Genomic DNA, 16,785 nt, shown 5'->3' on the forward strand with positions numbered 1-16,785 from the left:
TTGCGCCGGGTTTTTGCGTTTAAGGGGCGGGGCAATGACAACAGAGCAGCAAGCGTTGGCAGAGATGCCAATCTGGTTAGTGATCGTCCTCGCCCTGGTCGGCGGCGTATCGGGCGAGATGTGGAGGGCAGACAAAGACGGCATGCATGGCTGGTCGCTGATTCGGCGGCTGGCCCTGCGGTCCGGTGCCTGCGTAGTCTGTGGGTTGTCGACCATGATGCTGCTGTACGCGGCAGGCGTTTCGATCTGGACGGCGGGCGGCTTCGGTTGCCTCACCGCCATGGCAGGTGCTGATGTTGCCATTGGGTTGTACGAACGGTGGGCAGCTAAGCGACTAGGTGTTTGCCAAGTGCCGCCAGCCAACGGCGAGCCGGGGCAGTAGGTCGATGCCATCGAATTCGCGACCCTCAACCGTTCTGAGTTCCCAAAACTGCCGGGGACCCTGGGGTTATCTCGGGGGTACGGGGTCGCAAACCCGCGGGAAAGTGTTAGCGGCTGGGTTCCCAGCTTACTGAAATTCAATCCATTGAAATTGAAAGGTTTCCATTGAAAAGCCGTTGAAAAGGAGGGCTTATGACAGAACCAATGTACCTGTCAAAGAGCGCCTTTGCGGCTCGGATTGGCAGGGCACCCAGCTACATCACCTGGTTGAAAAACAACGACCGACTGGTGCTGAGCGCCGACGGTAAGCAGGTCGATGTACTTGCCAGCGAAGCATTGATTCTCGACACCGCTGACCCCAGCAAGGCCGCCGTCGCGGATCGCCACCACCAAGATCGGCTCCAACGGGATGTTTACAGCCAGCTATCCACCGTGGCCGAGCCGACTTCAACGGCTGCGCCGCCGCTCGCGTTAACCCCTGCGGGGCAGCTCCCGGATTTCCAGAAGGCCCGGGCGCTGCGCGAGCACAACCTGGCACAGCTTGCCGAGATCGAATTACACAAGGCCAAGGGATCGCTGGTCGCCATGGCGGCGGTCAAGGACGGTGCCTTCAACGCCGGACGCATGCTGCGCGATCAATTGCTGGGCATGCCTCCGCAACTTGCCCCCGAACTGGCGTCCCTGACCGACCCTTGGGAAATCGAGAAGCACCTGACGGCGGCCATTCGCCGTTGCCTCGAAGACGCAGAGCGCATGTCCTCTGCTGACCTTGAACATGCACTGATCACGAGTTAAGCCCATGACCCAGGAAATTCCTGACGGCGCAGAGGTGTACCGTGAGGCGTATTTCCGTGGACTGAAACCAGACCCGGATGTCTGGATTGATCAGTGGGCCGATGAGTACATGCGGATCCCGCGTGACACCGGTGCCGCTGAACCCGGCAAGTACCGCACCTCGCGTACCCCGTATGCCCGAGAGCCAATGCGTTGCCTGTCACCGGCTCATCCTTGCAAGCGTGTCGTCACCATGGTGGCCTCGCAGTTGATGAAGACCCAGATCGCGTTGAACTGGATAGGTGGCCTGATCCACATGGCACCTTCCAACATCCTGACGCTGCTGCCCAGCCTCGGCCTCGCCAAGCGGGTTTCGTCTCGGATCGGCAAGACGATCAAGGCGACCCCGGTGCTGCGCGAACGTGTGGCGTCCAGCCGGTCGCGGGATTCGCGCAACACCATGGACACCAAAGAGTTTGAAGGTGGCTCGCTGTACGTTACGACCGCTGGCTCGGCGGCCAACCTCTCCGAACTGTCGGCGCGCTACGTGTACGGCGACGAGATCGACCGCTGGGAAGTGGACATCGGTGAAGAGGGCGACCCGATTGAACTGGCGGAAACCCGGGGCAGTACATTTGGCCGCAATGCCAAGTTCTATTTCTCCAGCTCTCCGACGATCAAGGGCGCTTCGCGGATCTCTGACCTGTTCGAAGGTAGCGATCAACGTTACTACTACGTGCCGTGTCCGACCTGCGGTCACATGCAGATTTTGGAGTGGGAGCGGCTGCACTACTCGAAGGATTTCAGCGTAGTCCATTACCAGTGCGCAGGCCCTGAATGTGACGTGCTGATCGAGGAGTACCACAAGGGCGAGATGCTTGCGCAAGGCGAGTGGCGCAGCCATTCAGAAGGCGACGGTGAGACCGTTGGCTTCCATCTCAATGCGCTGTATTCGCCACTGGGCTGGATGGATTGGAAGTCCCTAGCAAAGCAGTTTGAGAAGGCCAAGAAAGCCCAGGCCAAAGGCGACCTTGAACCCATGCAGGTGTTTTACAACACACGTTTGGCGAAGGTTTGGGACAGCGCGCAGGAGCAAACGAAGGCCTCCGTGCTGAAACAACGGGCACGCTTGGAAGACTTCACGCTCGGCTCGCTTCCAGCCGCTGTGCTGATGATCACTGGTGCGGTCGACGTGCAGGCCAATCGTCTTGAGTTCATGGCGATGGGATACGGCGTTGGCATGGAGCGTTGGGTAGTTGATTACCAGATCGTCTCCGGCGACCCCGCTGATGAGCGCACTTGGGCGGCGCTGGATGAGTTGCTCAAGGCTAAGTACCGCCATCCGTGCGGCGTTGGCCTTGGCATCCTTGCGGTCGCCGTCGACTCTGGTGGTCACCACACCGATGAGGTGTACCAGTTCTGCCGCGTTCGGCGCTGGCGAAACGTGTTCGCTATCAAGGGTGCCAGCAAGCCTGGCAAGCCGGTCATTGCTCAGCGGCCGTCGATGGTCGACGTGACCTGGAAGGGCCAGACCGAACGTAACGGTGCCGAGCTTTGGTTCGTCGGTACGGACACAGCCAAGGACTGGATATACAACCGCTACCCGTTTGAATCTGGCCCGGGTGCCCTGCACTTTGCCAACGACCTGCCCGATGACTTCTTCGACCAGTGCGTTGCTGAGCGCAAAGTCGCTCGTTACGTTCGGGGCCACAAGCGTATCGAATGGGTCAAGGGCAAGGCAGAGCGTAACGAGGCACTTGACCTGATGGTGTATTGCCTGGCGATGGCGCATTACCTCGGCCTGAATCGTTACAAGGAACATGACTGGGAGCGGGTACGACAAGCGCTCGCGCAGACCGGCTTATTCGACGATGCGCTGGGCATCAAGCCAGTTCAAGGCGAACGTGTCAGCAATGCTGTTCAAGCGGCACCAGTCATTGCTTCACAGCCAGCTCCGCAACCTGCTGCTCCGGCCGTTCAACCCCGGTCTGTGGCACCGCCACCTCAACGCCGCAGCTCAAGCAGCGGTTACCTGAAGAGACGCTGATATGTCATTTACTAAAAAGCACCTCGACGCAGTTGAGGCGGCTATCGCTCGCGGTGAAAAAACCGTTCGCTATACCGACCGCACCGTTGAGTACCGTACGGTAGACGAGCTGCTCAAGGCTCGTGAAGAGATTCGTTCATCGTTGGTTAACGCTGCCGGGCCGCGCTCTCGTGTTGTCCGGCTGTGTCACGGGGGCAAAGGACTCTGATGGCTCGCCACTATCCGACACTGACTCGTAACGGATTCCTGCTGCCGTCGAACATCAAGGCCAGTTACGAAGGTGCCGGAGAGGGCCGACGATCTGCTGGCTGGGATGCTCCCGACAACGGGGTCAATACCATCAACACCCCGGCACTGCGCAACTTGCGTTCTCGATCACGGGCTGCGGTTCGCAACGATCCGTATGCCTTCAACGTGATCGACAAACGAGTCAGCAACCTTATCGGTACCGGCATCACACCGCGACCGAAGACCGAAGATGCTGCGCTTCGTCAGAGGCAGCAAGAGCTCTGGGACGACTGGGTCGACGAGGCCGACGCCGATGAGCGCACCGACTTCTACGGCCTGCAGGCGCTGATTGCCCGCACCGTTGAAACGTCGGGCGAATGCTTTGTTCGCCTGCGTCCGCGCAGTTTGGATGAAGGGCTGGCGGTTCCTCTGCAACTGCAGGTGCTGGCCCCTGAGTTTGTGCCGCACGACAAGTTCGAGACCACCCGTAACGGCAACATCATCCGTGCCGGGATCGAGTTCACCCCCGGTGGCAAGCGCGAAGCGGTGTGGATGTATCTGTCGCACCCTCGCGACTCATCATCCTTGAATGCCGGTTACAACCAGTTGGTGCGTGTTCCAGCTTCTCAGGTGCTGCACATCTTCGAGCCGGTGGAGCCAGGGCAGTTGCGTGGTGTGCCGAGATTGTCACCGGTACTCAAACGCCTGCGCAGTCTCGATAACTACGACGACGCCGTGCTGTTCCGTCAGGAGGTGGCCAACCTGTTCGCCGGATTCATTAGCCGACCGGCTCCGGACTCCGGACCTGTGCCTCGAGATCCCGTCACCGGCCAGCCGCTAAGCCTGGACCGGGACGGTTTCACCCCGATGGTCGCACTTGAACCCGGCACGATGCAGGAACTGGGGCCTGGCGAAGAGGTGGAGTTTTCCAAGCCACCCGATGCGGGCAACAACTATCCCGACTTCATGCGGCAGCAGCTGATGGCTGCGGCGGCCGGTACTGGCACGCCCTACGAAATCCTCACTGGCGACATGCGCGAGGTCAACGACCGGGCTTTGCGGGTTGTGCTCAACGAGTTCAGACGTCGCCTGGAACAGTTGCAGTTCGGGGTTTACGTGCATCAGTTGTGTCGCCCGGTCAGGGCTGCATGGATGGACATGGCGGTGCTGTCGGGTGCATTGGCGCTGGAAGACTACGCCAAGCGCCGTCGGGAATACCTGCGTACACGCTGGGTGCCTCAAGGTTGGGCCTATATCCAGCCGGTGCAGGACGTCCAGGCACGGCAGATGGAAGTGCGGGCGGGCTTTGCTTCGCGTAGCGAGATGGTCCTGCGTACCGGCTATGACGCCGAAACGGTCGATGCGGAAAACGCCGCTGACCTCCAAAGGGCCACAAACCTCGGCCTCAATTACAGCACTCTCGACACGTTAGTCGTCGAAGAGAAGGAGCAATCATGAGCAAGAAAGCGCGTCCACGCGTTTACAACCGGGCTGGTAAACAAGTCCAGGTGAAAGACGAAAGCTGGTATGCCGTGCAGGCCGAAGGCGAAGCCACCGAGCGTGTGATCGAGGTTTTCGTTTACGGCGAGATCGGTACCTGGGGCATCACCGCGAATCAGTTTGTGCAGGATCTGCGCGCCCTGGACGACGGCGTGTCGCCGGTGATCGTGGCGTTTAATAGTATTGGTGGCGAACTCTTCGACGGCTTGGCAATTCACAACGCGCTGTCGCGCCTTGGTGAACGCTGCACCGGCCGCGTTGATGCGCTGGCAGCGAGTGCTGCCAGCGTTGCGGTATGCGGCGCGCACCGGGTGGTCATCGCCTCCAACGCGATGCTGATGATCCATAACCCATGGACTTACGCGGCAGGGGATGCCGAAGACCTTCGTAAAGTAGCCGACGCTCTCGACCAAGCCATGGAGGTGATCATCGCGGCCTACAAGGCCAAGGCACCCAACATTGATGAAGTTGAACTGCGGCGACTGGTGGATGCTGAAACCTGGCTGACAGCCAGTGAAGCTGTGGCCTTGGGGCTGGCTGACGAGGTCGGCGACGGTATTTCGGTCAAGGCTTGTTTGGGACAAGGTGCAGTGCTGCAGCGTTACCTGAACGCACCCCCTGAGCTACTTGCCCAGCTGGATGAGCCGCCCGAGCAGGACCCTGAGCCGGACCCGGTTGACCCACCTGCTGGGCTGCCGGTTTCTGATTCGGCAAAGTTGGCGCTGATGATCACCCAACGGTGTGCTGAAGAAGGCATCAGCAATTTGGTCGCGCCGTTGCTGAGTTCCACCCAGCTCGAAAGCGAGTCCATTGTCCAAGCCGGAATTTTGCGGGCCAAGGCCGTGCACGATCTGTGTGTGGCAGCGCGGCTACCTGAATTCAGCGCTGAGTATGTTGAAGCTGGCCTGGATGCAGCAGCTGTCCGGGCGCGCCTGTTCGACAAGATCGTCACCAGTGGCAAAGGCTTCGAAATCGACAACAGCTTGCCGTTGGATAATGACCCTGCGCCGAAGGTGCAGGCTAAACAACTGGATCAATCCTCAATCTGGTCAGCTCGGCAAGCCGCGCAGACAGGTAAACCCCAATCTGCAAAAGGAGCAAGAACATGACCATTCAACGCGAGCCGATGCATGCAGGTGAATTCCTGCTGTCCGAGGCACCTGGCACGATCTCCCGTGAGGCCATCAACGTTGCTGCCGGTGCTGCACTGGAGCCTGGCCAAGTGCTTGGCTTGATCAGCCTCACCGGCGAGTTTGCCCCATACGATCCGTTGGCCGAAGACGGTACCGAAAACGCGGTCGCCATTCTTTACGGTCCGCTGGGTGAGTCTGATGTCACTCGTCGCGGTCGTGCCGTGGTTCGCCTCGCTGAAATCAGTGAGGCCCATCTGACGGGGCTCGACCCCGCCGCTGAGAAAGCCCTGACAACGCACTTCCTGATCGTCCGATAAGGCGATCCACCTCGACTGATCCAGCCCGCCATGTGCGGGTTTTTTGTTTTCTGGAGATAGCTTCATGGCTGATATTGAAATCTTTAACGACGACGCGTTTTCCGTCTCCTCGTTGACTGCTGCGATCAACGACCAAGAGTATTTGCCAGGCCGCATCAGTAGCCTGGGTCTGTTTCAGGAAGAGGGCATCACCACCCTGACGGTCCAGATCGAAAAGGACGGTGACACCCTCGCGCTGGTGCCTGCTGGCGAACGCGGCACCTCTGGTTTGGTTGTTGCGGGCACCAAGCGCAACTTGATCCCCTTCAACACTGTACATCTGCCGCAACGTTTCGCGATCAAGGCCGACGAGATCCAAGGCATTCGCGCTTTCGGTAGCCGTTCAGAGCTGCAGGCAGTGCAGGACGTGGTCAACAAACGGCTGGCCAAGGCTCGCCGTCAGCTCGATGCCACGCATGAATACCAGCGCATGGGGGCGTTGAACGGGCAGATTCTGGATGCGGATGGCAAGACGGTTCTGCTGGACCTCTACAAGACCTTCGGGGTGTCCCGCAAGAAGATGTCCATGGAACTCAACAACCCCGACACCGAACTGCGGGTCAAATGTGGCGAGGCCTTGGACCTGCAAGAAGAAGCCCTCGGCAGTGTTACCAGCAGCGGCTCGCGAGCCCTCTGCGGCAAGAACTTCTGGAACAAGCTGCTGGTTCATAAATCAGTCAAAGATACTTACCTCAACACTCAGCAGGCTGCCGCTTTGCGCGGTGATGCACGGGAAAGTTTCGAGTTTGGTGGCATTGTCTGGGAGCGCTATCGCGGCAAAATTGCGGGTGTAACGTTCGTTCACGACGACAAGGCTTTGCTCATTCCTGAAGGCGTCCCGGACCTGTATATCTCGGTGTACGCACCGGCTGACTACATGGAAACAGTCAACACAGAGGGTGTTCCTTACTACAGCAAGATTGAGCCGCTGCCATTCAACAAGGGTATGGCTGGCGAAGCCCAGTCGAACCCGTTGCACCTGTGCACGCGTCCGCTCGCGCAGATCCTTCTGGAGCTCTGATCGTGGGGTTCCGGGAACTGGTGGCTGCGGTCGACGATACCGTGTTCGAAACGCTGGGCGATCCAGCGTTCATCGAAGGGCGCGAGGTGCTGGGGATGTTCTCCGCACCTTGGTTGCAGCCCAAGCTAGGCCGCATCAATACCGGACTGCGTGAGCCGCACCTGGTTATTCGGGTTGCAGATTCCGAAGGTGTTCAGGAGCGTCAGCAGGTCCGCGTGGAGTTGCCCAAACCTGACGGTGGCGGTGATTACACGTTGATCCGTGTCGAGCCTGGTGGTGACGGTCTTGTCACGTTGGTACTGAGGATCAACCCATGAGCATCGGCAGCTTTTACAAGCAATCCGCTCGCGACGGCATGATCACGCTGCAACCTTCTGCCGCAGATCTGGAAGCCTTCAAAGACTTTGCCTCGTTGGTTCCAAAAGCTGCCGCCGCTGCTCAGCGCCGTGCGATCAACAAGACGTTGCGCTGGTTGCGTACACACATTGCACGGGCGGTCAGCCAGCAGGAACGCATTGCCGTCGCCGCTGTTCGACAGCGGTTGCGGGCCTATCCGGTGAGCGGCGGGACGATGCGCGGCAAGCTCTGGTTTGGTCTGGATGCCATCTCGGCCAGCCGTATCGGCCGTGCCCGGCAGAGCCGCACCGGCGTGTCTGTCGCGGGGCGTCGTTACGCAGGCGCGTTCTACAAGACAGTTTATGGCAGCAGCCCTGATATCTGGATCCGCACGGCCAGCAAGCATTTTGCCGGTGGCGATTATTCAGAATCCCAACAGGGCAAGCGTCGCACCGGCTTCGTCGAAGAGGGCGGCGGGCGCTTCCCGTTGGCTAAAGCCAAAGTGTCTCTGGAAAACGCCCGTCCTCACTTTGATAACTGGATCAAGCGTGCGGATCAACGTCTGCTGGAGATCCTCAAGCAGGAATTCAACTTTGAGCTGCAGAAGTACTTGAGAGGATCAGCCCGTGCCTGAAGAGACCTTCACCCTTGATCAACTATACGCGGCGATAGAGGCGCACATTCGTGATGCTATTCCGGGCCTGCAGTACGTTGGAACCATGCCGGACATGCTTAATCATGTGCCCATCCCGGCTGTCGTTTTGGAGTTGGTGGAGCTTGAGCCAGGCCACGATCAAGGCACTGGCGAAACAGCGTTGACGGCCCGCTTAGAAGCCCGTGTGATCGTTGGCTCCGAGCAGGAGCAATGCCAGCAACAAGCCGCCTTTGTCGCCTCACAGATCGCCGTGCTGCTGCGGACTCAGTGCTGGGGGCTTGCGGTCGATCACGCCGAGTTTGTGCGTGCCGCGCAGGACTGGACGCGACCCGAACTGGATGGTTACGCGGTTTGGGTGGTCGAGTGGACCCAAGGCATCTATCTCGGTTCTGAAGAATGGCCGTGGCCGGATCAGCCTGCTGGCGTCCTGGTCCTCGATCTGGGTGATGACGTAGTTGAGGCGGGTATGGAGGTTGAGCGATGAGTTATGCATCCGCGCAACATGACCGCATGCTTTCGGGGCTCATCATCCCCTGCAGCGTGGTGGCGGTCGACTTGGCTGCCGCGATGGTGCGTGTGTCTGATGGTGCTGGCTGGACCAGTGCCCTGGTGCGGTGGCACAGCCAGGCGGCCGGTAAGGCCAGGCATTGGCGAGCGCCGAGTGTGGGTGAGCAGGGCGCGCTGATCAGCCCGAGCGGCAACCCTGCACTGGGCACGTTTGTGTCGGGGTTGTTCGGCGATGCTGGTCCGCAGCCGGATAACCGCGACCACGTGGAAGTCTGGCGCTTCGATGACGGCGGCTCGCTGATATACGACTGGAAAGCCAATAGCTACAGCATCGACCTGCCCACTGGCACGCTCACGACTAAGGTCGGTGGCAGTTCGGCGATTGTCACTGACGCTGCAATCACCGCGACGGCCAGCACGATCACCCTGACCGGCGCTATCACCCTGGATGGCGACGTCACCATCAGCGGCAAGCTGGCTGTAGTCGGTGACATTCAGGGTGGCGGTCAGATCATCGACACCGGGGGAAATACCCCGAACCACAAGCACTAACCCATCAGCCCGCACCGCGGGCTTTTTAATGTCTGGAGAAAAACCGATGGCCAGTGGGAAAACCGACAAGACGACCGTCAGTGCGGACGCGACAGATCAGGGCATGGACCCAACTTCGGGCGCGCAAACAGCACCGGCAGTCCAGCCTTCAGTTGCGGTGTCGACATTTCGCGACACCGTCTACACCTCTCGGGTGCTGATCCTGCCCGGTGGGCGTCAGTTGAGGGTGACAGCGGGGCGCGTGACGGCTCCAGTCATGGACACGGCCGCGCTGGATTACCTCAACCAGCATCCTGACCTTGAGCCTGTACCGGAGTAACCCATGATCGGAATGGACCGTCGCACCGGCTTGCCCATCTCCGGCGTCGAGCATCTGCGGCAGTCCATTGAGGACATCCTCAGCACGCCGATTGGCAGCCGTCGTATGCGTCCCGAGTACGGCAGCAAGATACGTCGCTTTGTCGATCTACCCGTCAATGACGGTTGGAAAAGTGCCGTTCAGGCTGAGGTAGCCAGGGCGCTGTCACGTTGGGAGCCGCGTTTGAAACTGGAGCGCGTCCGGGTGGTAGCAGTAGTCGGCGGGAAGATCACCCTGCAACTGACCGGGCAGTACCTGGGCGATTCCCAGATAGTGGAGGTAACGGCATGAGTACCGTTGATCTGTCGGCGCTGCCCGCGCCGCAAGTGCTGGAAGACCTCGATTTCGAAGAGGTCTATCAGGAAGATCTGGCAACCTTCCGCCTTTACATGGGCGACAGCTGGACGGCTCAGCTTGAAAGCGATCCAGTGGTCAAGCTGCTGGAGGTTGGAGCCTATCGAAAGGTGGGCAATCGGGCGCGGGTCAATGACGCTGCCAAGGCGCTGCTGCTGGCCCACGCCAAAGGGACCGACCTTGACCACTTGGCTGCCAACGTCAACCTGCAACGCCTGGTAGTTCAGGCCGAGGATCTGACGGCGGTCCCGCCGGTGAGCGAAGTGCTGGAAGAGCACGATGCGCTACGCGAGCGGATCCAGCTGGTGTACGAGGGACTGACTACAGCAGGACCCAGAAACAGCTACATCCTTCACGCTCGAAACGCCTCGGGGTTAGTCGCCGATGCATCGGCTGAGAGTCCTTCGCCTGCCACGGTGGTGGTGACGGTGCTGGCCTTGGAGGGCGATGGCACTGCTGATGACGAGTTGCTGGACGTGGTGCGCGCCGGGCTCAATGATGAAGACGTGCGACCGCTGGGCGACAGGGTCATTGTTCGGGGCGCTCAGGTGCTGCCGTACCGAATCGACGCTGTGGTGCACATGGCCGGTACCGGCTCGGAGAACGAGGCGGTCCTGGCTGAGTGTATTCAGCGCCTGGCTGACTGGATCAACCCTCGTCGCCGCTTGGGCGTCGAGATCTCTCGCTCGGCCATCGATGCGCAGCTGCACATTAGCGGTGTCCGTAAGGTTGAGCTGACGGATTGGGTGGACATCCCGGTAACCAAAGCTCAGGCCGCCTGGTGTACAGGGTTTGAAGTTGTGCCTGGAGCTGCAATATGACCAGCCTGATCCCGCTCAATAGCGTCACGCTGGAACGGGGATTGGAAGCGGCCGCTGATGAGCAGACCGTCGTCCCACTACGCACCTTGTACAACCCCGATACCTGCCCGGCGCACTTGCTCTACCAGCTCGCTTGGGCCTGGTCCGTGGACCGCTGGGACAACACCTGGTCAGAGTCTGTTAAACGGGCCGCCATCCGCGCCTCGTTCTACATCCACAAACACAAAGGAACGATTGGCGCGATTCGTCGCGTCGTCGAGCCGCTGGGCTATTTGGTCCAGGTGCAAGAGTGGTGGGAGACGATGCCTGAGGGTGTTCCTGGCACCTTCGCTCTGGAAGTCGGTGTGCTTGAAACCGGCATTACAGAGCAAACCTATCAGGAATTGGTGTGGCTCATCGATGACGCCAAGCCGCTCAGTCGTCACCTCACGGGGCTGGCGATCAGCCTCGAAAGCACTGGTCGCCAGTACATGTCGGCCTGCCTCTACGAAGGTGACGAAATCGACATTTATCCCCCTGTGCCGCGTGACATCGAGGTCACGGGTTCTTTCGGGATGGTGGCGCGTGAAACCTCTATCGATACTTTGGATGTCTTCTAATGATTAACCAGAACTCACAGTTCTTTGCCACGCTGACCAACGTCGGCGCGGCCAAGCAGGCGAACGCTGATGCGCTGGGCGTGCCCTGGAAGATCACGCAGATGGCGATTGGTGATGCCAACGGTGCGGATCCTGTCCCTGACGTGAAACAAACCAAGCTGATCAACGAAGTGCGGCGCGCACCTCTGAACCAGTTGAAGATCGACCCGGCCAACGCCTCGGTGATCATTGCTGAGCAGGTCATTCCGGCCGATGTCGGCGGCTTCTGGATTCGCGAAATCGGCCTTTATGACGCCGATGGTGATTTCGTTGCGGTGGCAAACTGCGCGCCGTCGTTCAAGCCACTACTGGTACAAGGTTCCGGCCGCACGCAGATCGTGCGCCTGAATATCATCGTCAGTAACGCGGGCAGCGTTGAGCTGAAAATTGATTCCACCGTTGTGCTGGCAACCCGGGCTTACGTTGATGCGGCCATTCTAAACGTCCTGCCCAAGAACAAGACAGCGGGTCAGTTCACTCGGGTCAAGGTCAACGAGCAGGGTATCGTCGTGTCGGGGGATAACCCGGACACGCTGGACGGGAACAACATCAAAAATGCGTATACGAAGGAAGAAACTCAAGCATTGGTCGCACAATCCTCGTCTCTTCCCGTGGGGGCTATGTTCCCATTTTCAGTTGATTCCGCCCCCCCTGGTTTTCTTGAAGTTAATGGCGAATTGTTCCAGGACACGGTTTACCCTGACTTGGCCGTTCACCTGAACAAAAAACACAATCGTGCTGGAGACGCAGCCGGTTGGACGCGTTTGCCCGAGTCTCGCGGTGAGTTCTTTCGGGGCTGGGATCACGGCCGTGGCGTGGATGTCGGTCGCGTTTTGGGCAGCTATCAGGCCGGGCAGCTAGAAAGTCACAGCCATAGCGGGCTACCGCCCTTAGGGGCTGGAAAGCTGGCCCATGACGATTCAACCGAATCCGATACCGGCGTGTTGCGATTGGACAGGTCCGACAGCACAGCAGCATTCGGCGGTGAAGAGACACGGCCGCGAAACATAGCGGTAATGTGGTGTATCAAGGCGTGGGCTGCGCCGGTTAATCAGGGAAGTATCGACATTGCGGCCTTGGCCGCCAGTCTTTCGGCCGCAATGCCTCGTTACTACCTGACCGGATTTGGGCTGTCGATGAATGCTACGTCGCCGCAAACGACGATTGACCTTGCTCCCGGTTGCGCGCGTGCTGGAGGTAGTCCGGTTGTACTAACCGAAACAATTTCAGGGGTTCTGCAGGATGCGGGCGCTTGGTCTGCGGGCAGTGGTGGCAACAAGCTGGACACGGGGGTGCGTGCCGAGGCGTCTTGGTATCACGTCTTTGTGATCCGGAGACTCGCGGACGGTGCGGCTGACATGCTGCTCTCGAAAAGTCTGACAGCGGCTGTTGTTCCGAATGGGTATGAGTTGATCAGGCGGATAGCTTCCATTGGCACGGCGGGTAGTGGTGTGCCTGCTCCTGCTCGTTCCATCACCCCGTTTATCAACGTAGGTCGCCATTTCTGGTGGGTTACGCCGGTGAAAGAGGCGGCTGGGTCGCTGGTCGCGAATACGGATACGAATGCAATCACTTTGACGATGACAGTGCCGCCCGGTGTTCGCGTTATTGCCAAGTTCCAAGCCGCATTTACTGGCAATGCTTCCAGCTTCTATGCGCGTTCCACCGACGCCGCGCAGATTCCCATCAAGTTATTGGTAGCCACTAACTCCGCTGCCAGCTTGGCAGCCTGGGGCGCCGGTTTGGGTATGAACACGTCAGATATCGACTTTGGATCTATTCCGTTCGATATTCTCACCGACACGGGAAGAGCTATTGCTTTGCAGTATTCGCAAGGTAATGCCGGGTTCTATTCGGTCACTTCTCTCGGATACACGGAGCTTTCCTAAGGGGGGATGCATGCCATTTGTTCAACGTAATGAAACAGGTGCAATTGTCGGCCAGTTTGCGAATTTACAACCCGGCATCGCCGAGCAGTGGCTGGACGATAGTGCGCCCGAGCTGTTGGCAATGATGGCGGACGCCGAGCGGCAAAGCTTAATCGACACTGAGCGTCAGTGGCGTGACCGCCAGCTAGTTGCGGTCACCGGGCCGCGTGATCGGCATCGCGACGAGCTGGAGCTGGGACGGGAAACAACGCTCACGCCTGACCAGTACGCAGCATTGCTCAAGCATATTCAAGCTTTGCGGGATTGGCCGGAGTCGTCCGACTTTCCCGACTCAAGCGCTCGCCCGGTCGCACCTGACTGGCTCGACACCATTTAAACGCCCTGCACTGACGGGGCGTTTTCTTTTCCGCTTTCCCTGACTGGAAGTTCAACGATGAAAAACGTCTTCAATGGCGCGGCCTGGCTATGCGCGCTGGCTTTTGCCCGTATCGAATGGTTGTTGCTGCTGTTCCTACGGATGGTACCGATTGTGCTGGGGCTTCCTGTGGTCGCGCTGGCGGTGTTCTGGGCGGTTCCGGGTGTCTCGCTCAGCGATGGGCGTCCCATCGTCAACCTGCCGCGCTGGGCGTGGCTGTTCGGCAATGATTTCGACGGCATCAACGGCGATAAGCGCAACTGGTGGGCAGAGAACTGTGATGCCCAGGTGCTGTTTGGCCTGCTGCCATTGCTGCGGCGCGCCGGTTTGCCCATTGCGCCGCTCGCCGTCACCAGTTGGCTGGCCCGCTGGTGGTGGGCTGCAGTGCGCAACCCGGTCAATAACATGCGCTTGCTGCGGGCCTTTAGCTGCCCTGTAGCGGAATGCCAGATCGATTACTTGGGCAAGCCGTTGGTGGAAGACAGTCCGGGCAAGGGCGGCTTCCAGTTCGTGACGGCGCAGCGCCCCGGTCGCTGGGCGCGCTGGTACGGCCTGTATTGGGTCTGGCAGCTCAAGCCGGACCGCGCCTTTGTCGTGCGTCTCGGTTTCAAGATCCGACCGGATCACGCGTTCAAGCTCGATGAGCCAGCCAAGGGGATGACTTTCAAGATCAACCCGTGGACCTCCATCTAACCCCCCTCCGTTACGCGTAACGCAGGCTTCACACACAACCCCGCTCAGCGGGCTTTTTTCGTATCTGGAGAGTCTTTATGGCGACTGATTTCTTTCACGGTGTCACGGTCACGAGCGTCGATACGGGATCGCGTACGATCTCGCTGCCGTCGTCCTCGATCATTGGCTTGGTGGACACCTTTTCTGCTGGGCCGCTGGCCGACGGCATCCCTACCGCCGTTGTTGGCGTTCCGGTGCTGTTGACGACCGAGCGTGAAGCCATTGCAGCATTCGGTACAGGCTCAGCTATTGCTCTGGCAGCGGCTGCAATCTACAAGCGCGCCAAAGCGGTGATCGTCGCGGTGGGTGTTGCTGAGACTGCCGACCAAGCCGCGCTGACCTCTGCCGTCATCGGGGGGGTGAAGGCATCCGGAGCGCGCTCTGGGCTGCAGGCGCTGCTGGATGGCAAGAGCTTGTTCAACGCTCAGCCTCGTTTGTTGATCGCTCCGGGTCACTCCCGTATCCAGGCAGTGGCGACTGAAATGGATGCGCTGGCTGGGAAACTCGGTGCTATTGCGATCATCGACGGGCCAGGCACTACGGATGAAGCCGCGATTGCCTACGCCGCAAACTTCGGCAGCAAGCGTCTGTTCATGGTCGATCCTGGTGTGCAGTTCTGGAGCACGGTCGCCAATGCCACGGTGGACGCACCGGCATCAGCCTGGACCGCTGGCTTGTTTGCATGGACAGACAGCGAGTACGGCTTCTGGGCGTCGCCGTCGAACAAGGAATTTGTGGGCATCACGGGCACGACTCGTTCGGTTGAGTTTCTGGACGGTGATGCGACGTGCCGGGCGAACCTGCTGAACAAGGCTCACATCACCACCATCATCCGCGATGACGGCTATCGGCTGTGGGGCAACCGCACGCTGTCGAGTGATCCCAAGTGGTCATTTGTCACCCGGGTTCGAACGCAAGACATGGTCATGGCCGCCATTCTCTATGGCCACAAATGGGCGGTCGACCGCTCCATCACCAAGACCTACGTCAAAGACGTGACCGAAGGCCTACAAGCCTTCATGCGCGACCTGAAGAACGAGGGCGCGGTGATCAACTTCGAAGTCTATCCGGACAACGAACTCAACACGGCCAGCCAACTGAGCGAGGGTCGCGTGTTCTGGCGTATTCGTTTTACCGACGTGCCGCCTGCGGAGAACCCGACCTTCCTCGTCGAAGTGACGGACGACTACATCACTGAAGTGCTCGACATAGCCGCTTAAGGAGCAAAAACATGGCAATGATTCCGCAGATGTTGTTCAACCTGAACCTGTTCGTCGATGGCGTTAGTTTCAACGGCGATGTCGCCAGCCTGACCCTGCCGAAGTTCACGCTCAAAACGGAAGAGCACCGGGCCGGGGGCATGGATGCACCTATCGAAATGGACATGGGCATGGAGAAAGGCGAGGCCTCTTTTGTAACCGTGGGGGTACGCCGCGAGTCGCTGAAGTATTTCGGCCTGGCAGACGGCACCGCTTTTAACGGCACGTTCCGTGGAGCTTTCAAGGGACTGAGAAGCACGGTCGTTCCGGTGGTGGTCACGTTGCGCGGCATGCTCAAAGAGGTCGACCTTGGCGACTGGAAGACCGGCGACAAGGCCGAAATCAAGCATGCCGTGGCGCTGACCTACTGGAAGGTCGAGGTCGATGGTCGAGTGATGTACGAGATCGATCCTCTCGCCATGGTCCGTGTTGTTGACGGTGTTGATCAACTTGCTGCTGTTCGCTCGGCCCTTGGCCTCTAAGGATTTTTTATGTCTCAAGTAACGCAAAACTACTCGTGGTTAACCTTCGCTGCCGGTCACGCCCAGATCAAACTCAGCAGGCCTGCAGAGGTGAATGGTGTGCAAGTCGATACCGTGACCATGCGCGAGCCAACTGTTCGCGATGTCCGCGCCGCGACGGCCACATCTAACGGCGACTCCGAGCAGCGGGAAATGATGCTGTTTGCCTCGCTCACTGAGATGGGCTCCAAGGATCTGGAGGGGTTGCCGCTCAAGGACTACAACCGTCTCCAGGCGGGCTATTTTCGTATGGTCCAGGATGATGAGCTTTGACCCCAAGCTACAGAAATTGGCGGCAAAGCGGCTCG

The 16,785-nt window shown here is 59.4% G+C and carries 22 protein-coding genes; all 22 read left to right on the forward strand.

Annotated elements, in window-relative coordinates:
- The first annotated feature begins 34 nt into the window (after positions 1–34).
- A complete protein-coding gene (locus ABRP31_RS09790; protein ID WP_349970942.1) occupies positions 35–382 on the forward strand; it encodes a phage holin family protein in 348 nt (115 codons plus the stop codon).
- 191 nt (positions 383–573) lie between these two features.
- A complete protein-coding gene (locus ABRP31_RS09795; RefSeq protein WP_349970941.1) occupies positions 574–1,176 on the forward strand; it encodes a terminase small subunit in 603 nt (200 codons plus the stop codon).
- Positions 1,177–1,180: 4 nt separating this feature from the next.
- Positions 1,181–3,202 carry a phage terminase large subunit family protein gene (locus ABRP31_RS09800; RefSeq protein ID WP_349970940.1) on the forward strand — a complete coding sequence of 674 codons (2,022 nt, stop codon included), beginning with the start codon at positions 1,181–1,183 and terminating at the stop codon, positions 3,200–3,202.
- Between the two features lies 1 nt (position 3,203).
- On the forward strand, positions 3,204–3,410 hold the full coding sequence (locus ABRP31_RS09805) for a phage head-tail joining protein (protein WP_349970939.1): 207 nt from the start codon (positions 3,204–3,206) through the stop codon (positions 3,408–3,410).
- Positions 3,410–4,888: a phage portal protein gene (locus ABRP31_RS09810; protein ID WP_349970938.1), complete on the forward strand. Its 1,479-nt coding sequence runs from the start codon at positions 3,410–3,412 to the stop codon at positions 4,886–4,888. The genes ABRP31_RS09805 and ABRP31_RS09810 overlap by 1 nt, the downstream gene beginning before the upstream one ends.
- Positions 4,885–6,039: a head maturation protease, ClpP-related gene (locus tag ABRP31_RS09815; RefSeq protein ID WP_349970937.1), complete on the forward strand. Its 1,155-nt coding sequence runs from the start codon at positions 4,885–4,887 to the stop codon at positions 6,037–6,039. The genes ABRP31_RS09810 and ABRP31_RS09815 overlap by 4 nt, the downstream gene beginning before the upstream one ends.
- Complete coding sequence (locus ABRP31_RS09820) at positions 6,036–6,380, forward strand: head decoration protein (RefSeq protein WP_349970936.1); 345 nt, start codon at positions 6,036–6,038, stop codon at positions 6,378–6,380. The genes ABRP31_RS09815 and ABRP31_RS09820 overlap by 4 nt, the downstream gene beginning before the upstream one ends.
- 64 nt (positions 6,381–6,444) lie before the next feature.
- A complete protein-coding gene (locus ABRP31_RS09825; RefSeq protein WP_349970935.1) occupies positions 6,445–7,440 on the forward strand; it encodes a major capsid protein in 996 nt (331 codons plus the stop codon).
- A gap of 2 nt (positions 7,441–7,442) precedes the next feature.
- Positions 7,443–7,757, forward strand: coding sequence for a hypothetical protein (locus ABRP31_RS09830; protein ID WP_349970934.1), 315 nt, complete (start codon positions 7,443–7,445; stop codon positions 7,755–7,757).
- Positions 7,754–8,410: a phage tail protein gene (locus tag ABRP31_RS09835; protein WP_349970933.1), complete on the forward strand. Its 657-nt coding sequence runs from the start codon at positions 7,754–7,756 to the stop codon at positions 8,408–8,410. Before ABRP31_RS09830 ends, ABRP31_RS09835 begins: the two co-directional genes overlap by 4 nt.
- Positions 8,403–8,915, forward strand: coding sequence for a hypothetical protein (locus ABRP31_RS09840; protein ID WP_349970932.1), 513 nt, complete (start codon positions 8,403–8,405; stop codon positions 8,913–8,915). The genes ABRP31_RS09835 and ABRP31_RS09840 overlap by 8 nt, the downstream gene beginning before the upstream one ends.
- The gene (locus ABRP31_RS09845; RefSeq protein WP_349970931.1) at positions 8,912–9,490 is read left to right on the forward strand and encodes a phage baseplate assembly protein V; all 579 of its coding nucleotides are present in this window, start codon (positions 8,912–8,914) and stop codon (positions 9,488–9,490) included. Before ABRP31_RS09840 ends, ABRP31_RS09845 begins: the two co-directional genes overlap by 4 nt.
- A 46-nt stretch (positions 9,491–9,536) precedes the next feature.
- Positions 9,537–9,809, forward strand: coding sequence for a hypothetical protein (locus tag ABRP31_RS09850; protein ID WP_349970930.1), 273 nt, complete (start codon positions 9,537–9,539; stop codon positions 9,807–9,809).
- Positions 9,810–9,812: 3 nt separating this feature from the next.
- Positions 9,813–10,139, forward strand: coding sequence for a GPW/gp25 family protein (locus tag ABRP31_RS09855; RefSeq protein ID WP_087274692.1), 327 nt, complete (start codon positions 9,813–9,815; stop codon positions 10,137–10,139).
- Positions 10,136–11,023: a baseplate J/gp47 family protein gene (locus ABRP31_RS09860; RefSeq protein WP_349970929.1), complete on the forward strand. Its 888-nt coding sequence runs from the start codon at positions 10,136–10,138 to the stop codon at positions 11,021–11,023. The genes ABRP31_RS09855 and ABRP31_RS09860 overlap by 4 nt, the downstream gene beginning before the upstream one ends.
- Complete coding sequence (locus ABRP31_RS09865; protein ID WP_349970928.1) at positions 11,020–11,622, forward strand: phage tail protein I; 603 nt, start codon at positions 11,020–11,022, stop codon at positions 11,620–11,622. The genes ABRP31_RS09860 and ABRP31_RS09865 overlap by 4 nt, the downstream gene beginning before the upstream one ends.
- The gene (locus ABRP31_RS09870; RefSeq protein WP_349970927.1) at positions 11,622–13,550 is read left to right on the forward strand and encodes a phage tail protein; all 1,929 of its coding nucleotides are present in this window, start codon (positions 11,622–11,624) and stop codon (positions 13,548–13,550) included. Before ABRP31_RS09865 ends, ABRP31_RS09870 begins: the two co-directional genes overlap by 1 nt.
- A gap of 10 nt (positions 13,551–13,560) precedes the next feature.
- Entirely contained in the window at positions 13,561–13,926 is a 366-nt protein-coding gene (locus tag ABRP31_RS09875) for a phage tail assembly chaperone (protein WP_349970926.1), read from the forward strand.
- Positions 13,927–13,983: 57 nt separating this feature from the next.
- A complete protein-coding gene (locus ABRP31_RS09880; protein ID WP_349970925.1) occupies positions 13,984–14,658 on the forward strand; it encodes a hypothetical protein in 675 nt (224 codons plus the stop codon).
- A gap of 77 nt (positions 14,659–14,735) precedes the next feature.
- Positions 14,736–15,917 (forward strand): phage tail sheath family protein, encoded by a 1,182-nt coding sequence (locus ABRP31_RS09885; RefSeq protein ID WP_349970924.1) that lies wholly within the window; start codon positions 14,736–14,738, stop codon positions 15,915–15,917.
- Between the two features lie 11 nt (positions 15,918–15,928).
- Complete coding sequence (locus ABRP31_RS09890) at positions 15,929–16,438, forward strand: phage major tail tube protein (protein ID WP_349970923.1); 510 nt, start codon at positions 15,929–15,931, stop codon at positions 16,436–16,438.
- Positions 16,439–16,447: 9 nt separating this feature from the next.
- A complete protein-coding gene (locus ABRP31_RS09895) occupies positions 16,448–16,750 on the forward strand; it encodes a phage tail assembly protein (protein ID WP_349970922.1) in 303 nt (100 codons plus the stop codon).
- The last annotated feature ends 35 nt before the right edge of the window (positions 16,751–16,785 follow it).

This window comes from Pseudomonas caspiana (assembly GCF_040224095.2).
Lineage (GTDB): Bacteria > Pseudomonadota > Gammaproteobacteria > Pseudomonadales > Pseudomonadaceae > Aquipseudomonas > Aquipseudomonas caspiana.

Bases quoted from the DNA above. Each gene is read 5' to 3' on its own strand.
- ABRP31_RS09825 (WP_349970935.1), top strand. From the start codon at position 6,445: ATGGCTGATATTGAAATCTTTAACGACGACGCGTTTTCCGTCTCCTCG.
- ABRP31_RS09860 (WP_349970929.1), top strand. From the start codon at position 10,136: ATGAGTACCGTTGATCTGTCGGCGCTGCCCGCGCCGCAAGTGCTGGAA.
- ABRP31_RS09885 (WP_349970924.1), top strand. From the start codon at position 14,736: ATGGCGACTGATTTCTTTCACGGTGTCACGGTCACGAGCGTCGATACG.
- ABRP31_RS09815 (WP_349970937.1), top strand. From the start codon at position 4,885: ATGAGCAAGAAAGCGCGTCCACGCGTTTACAACCGGGCTGGTAAACAA.
- ABRP31_RS09820 (WP_349970936.1), top strand. From the start codon at position 6,036: ATGACCATTCAACGCGAGCCGATGCATGCAGGTGAATTCCTGCTGTCC.
- ABRP31_RS09805 (WP_349970939.1), top strand. From the start codon at position 3,204: ATGTCATTTACTAAAAAGCACCTCGACGCAGTTGAGGCGGCTATCGCT.
- ABRP31_RS09810 (WP_349970938.1), top strand. From the start codon at position 3,410: ATGGCTCGCCACTATCCGACACTGACTCGTAACGGATTCCTGCTGCCG.
- ABRP31_RS09880 (WP_349970925.1), top strand. From the start codon at position 13,984: ATGAAAAACGTCTTCAATGGCGCGGCCTGGCTATGCGCGCTGGCTTTT.
- ABRP31_RS09855 (WP_087274692.1), top strand. From the start codon at position 9,813: ATGATCGGAATGGACCGTCGCACCGGCTTGCCCATCTCCGGCGTCGAG.
- ABRP31_RS09850 (WP_349970930.1), top strand. From the start codon at position 9,537: ATGGCCAGTGGGAAAACCGACAAGACGACCGTCAGTGCGGACGCGACA.
- ABRP31_RS09890 (WP_349970923.1), top strand. From the start codon at position 15,929: ATGGCAATGATTCCGCAGATGTTGTTCAACCTGAACCTGTTCGTCGAT.
- ABRP31_RS09875 (WP_349970926.1), top strand. From the start codon at position 13,561: ATGCCATTTGTTCAACGTAATGAAACAGGTGCAATTGTCGGCCAGTTT.
- ABRP31_RS09835 (WP_349970933.1), top strand. From the start codon at position 7,754: ATGAGCATCGGCAGCTTTTACAAGCAATCCGCTCGCGACGGCATGATC.
- ABRP31_RS09865 (WP_349970928.1), top strand. From the start codon at position 11,020: ATGACCAGCCTGATCCCGCTCAATAGCGTCACGCTGGAACGGGGATTG.
- ABRP31_RS09845 (WP_349970931.1), top strand. From the start codon at position 8,912: ATGAGTTATGCATCCGCGCAACATGACCGCATGCTTTCGGGGCTCATC.
- ABRP31_RS09895 (WP_349970922.1), top strand. From the start codon at position 16,448: ATGTCTCAAGTAACGCAAAACTACTCGTGGTTAACCTTCGCTGCCGGT.
- ABRP31_RS09795 (WP_349970941.1), top strand. From the start codon at position 574: ATGACAGAACCAATGTACCTGTCAAAGAGCGCCTTTGCGGCTCGGATT.
- ABRP31_RS09790 (WP_349970942.1), top strand. From the start codon at position 35: ATGACAACAGAGCAGCAAGCGTTGGCAGAGATGCCAATCTGGTTAGTG.
- ABRP31_RS09800 (WP_349970940.1), top strand. From the start codon at position 1,181: ATGACCCAGGAAATTCCTGACGGCGCAGAGGTGTACCGTGAGGCGTAT.
- ABRP31_RS09870 (WP_349970927.1), top strand. From the start codon at position 11,622: ATGATTAACCAGAACTCACAGTTCTTTGCCACGCTGACCAACGTCGGC.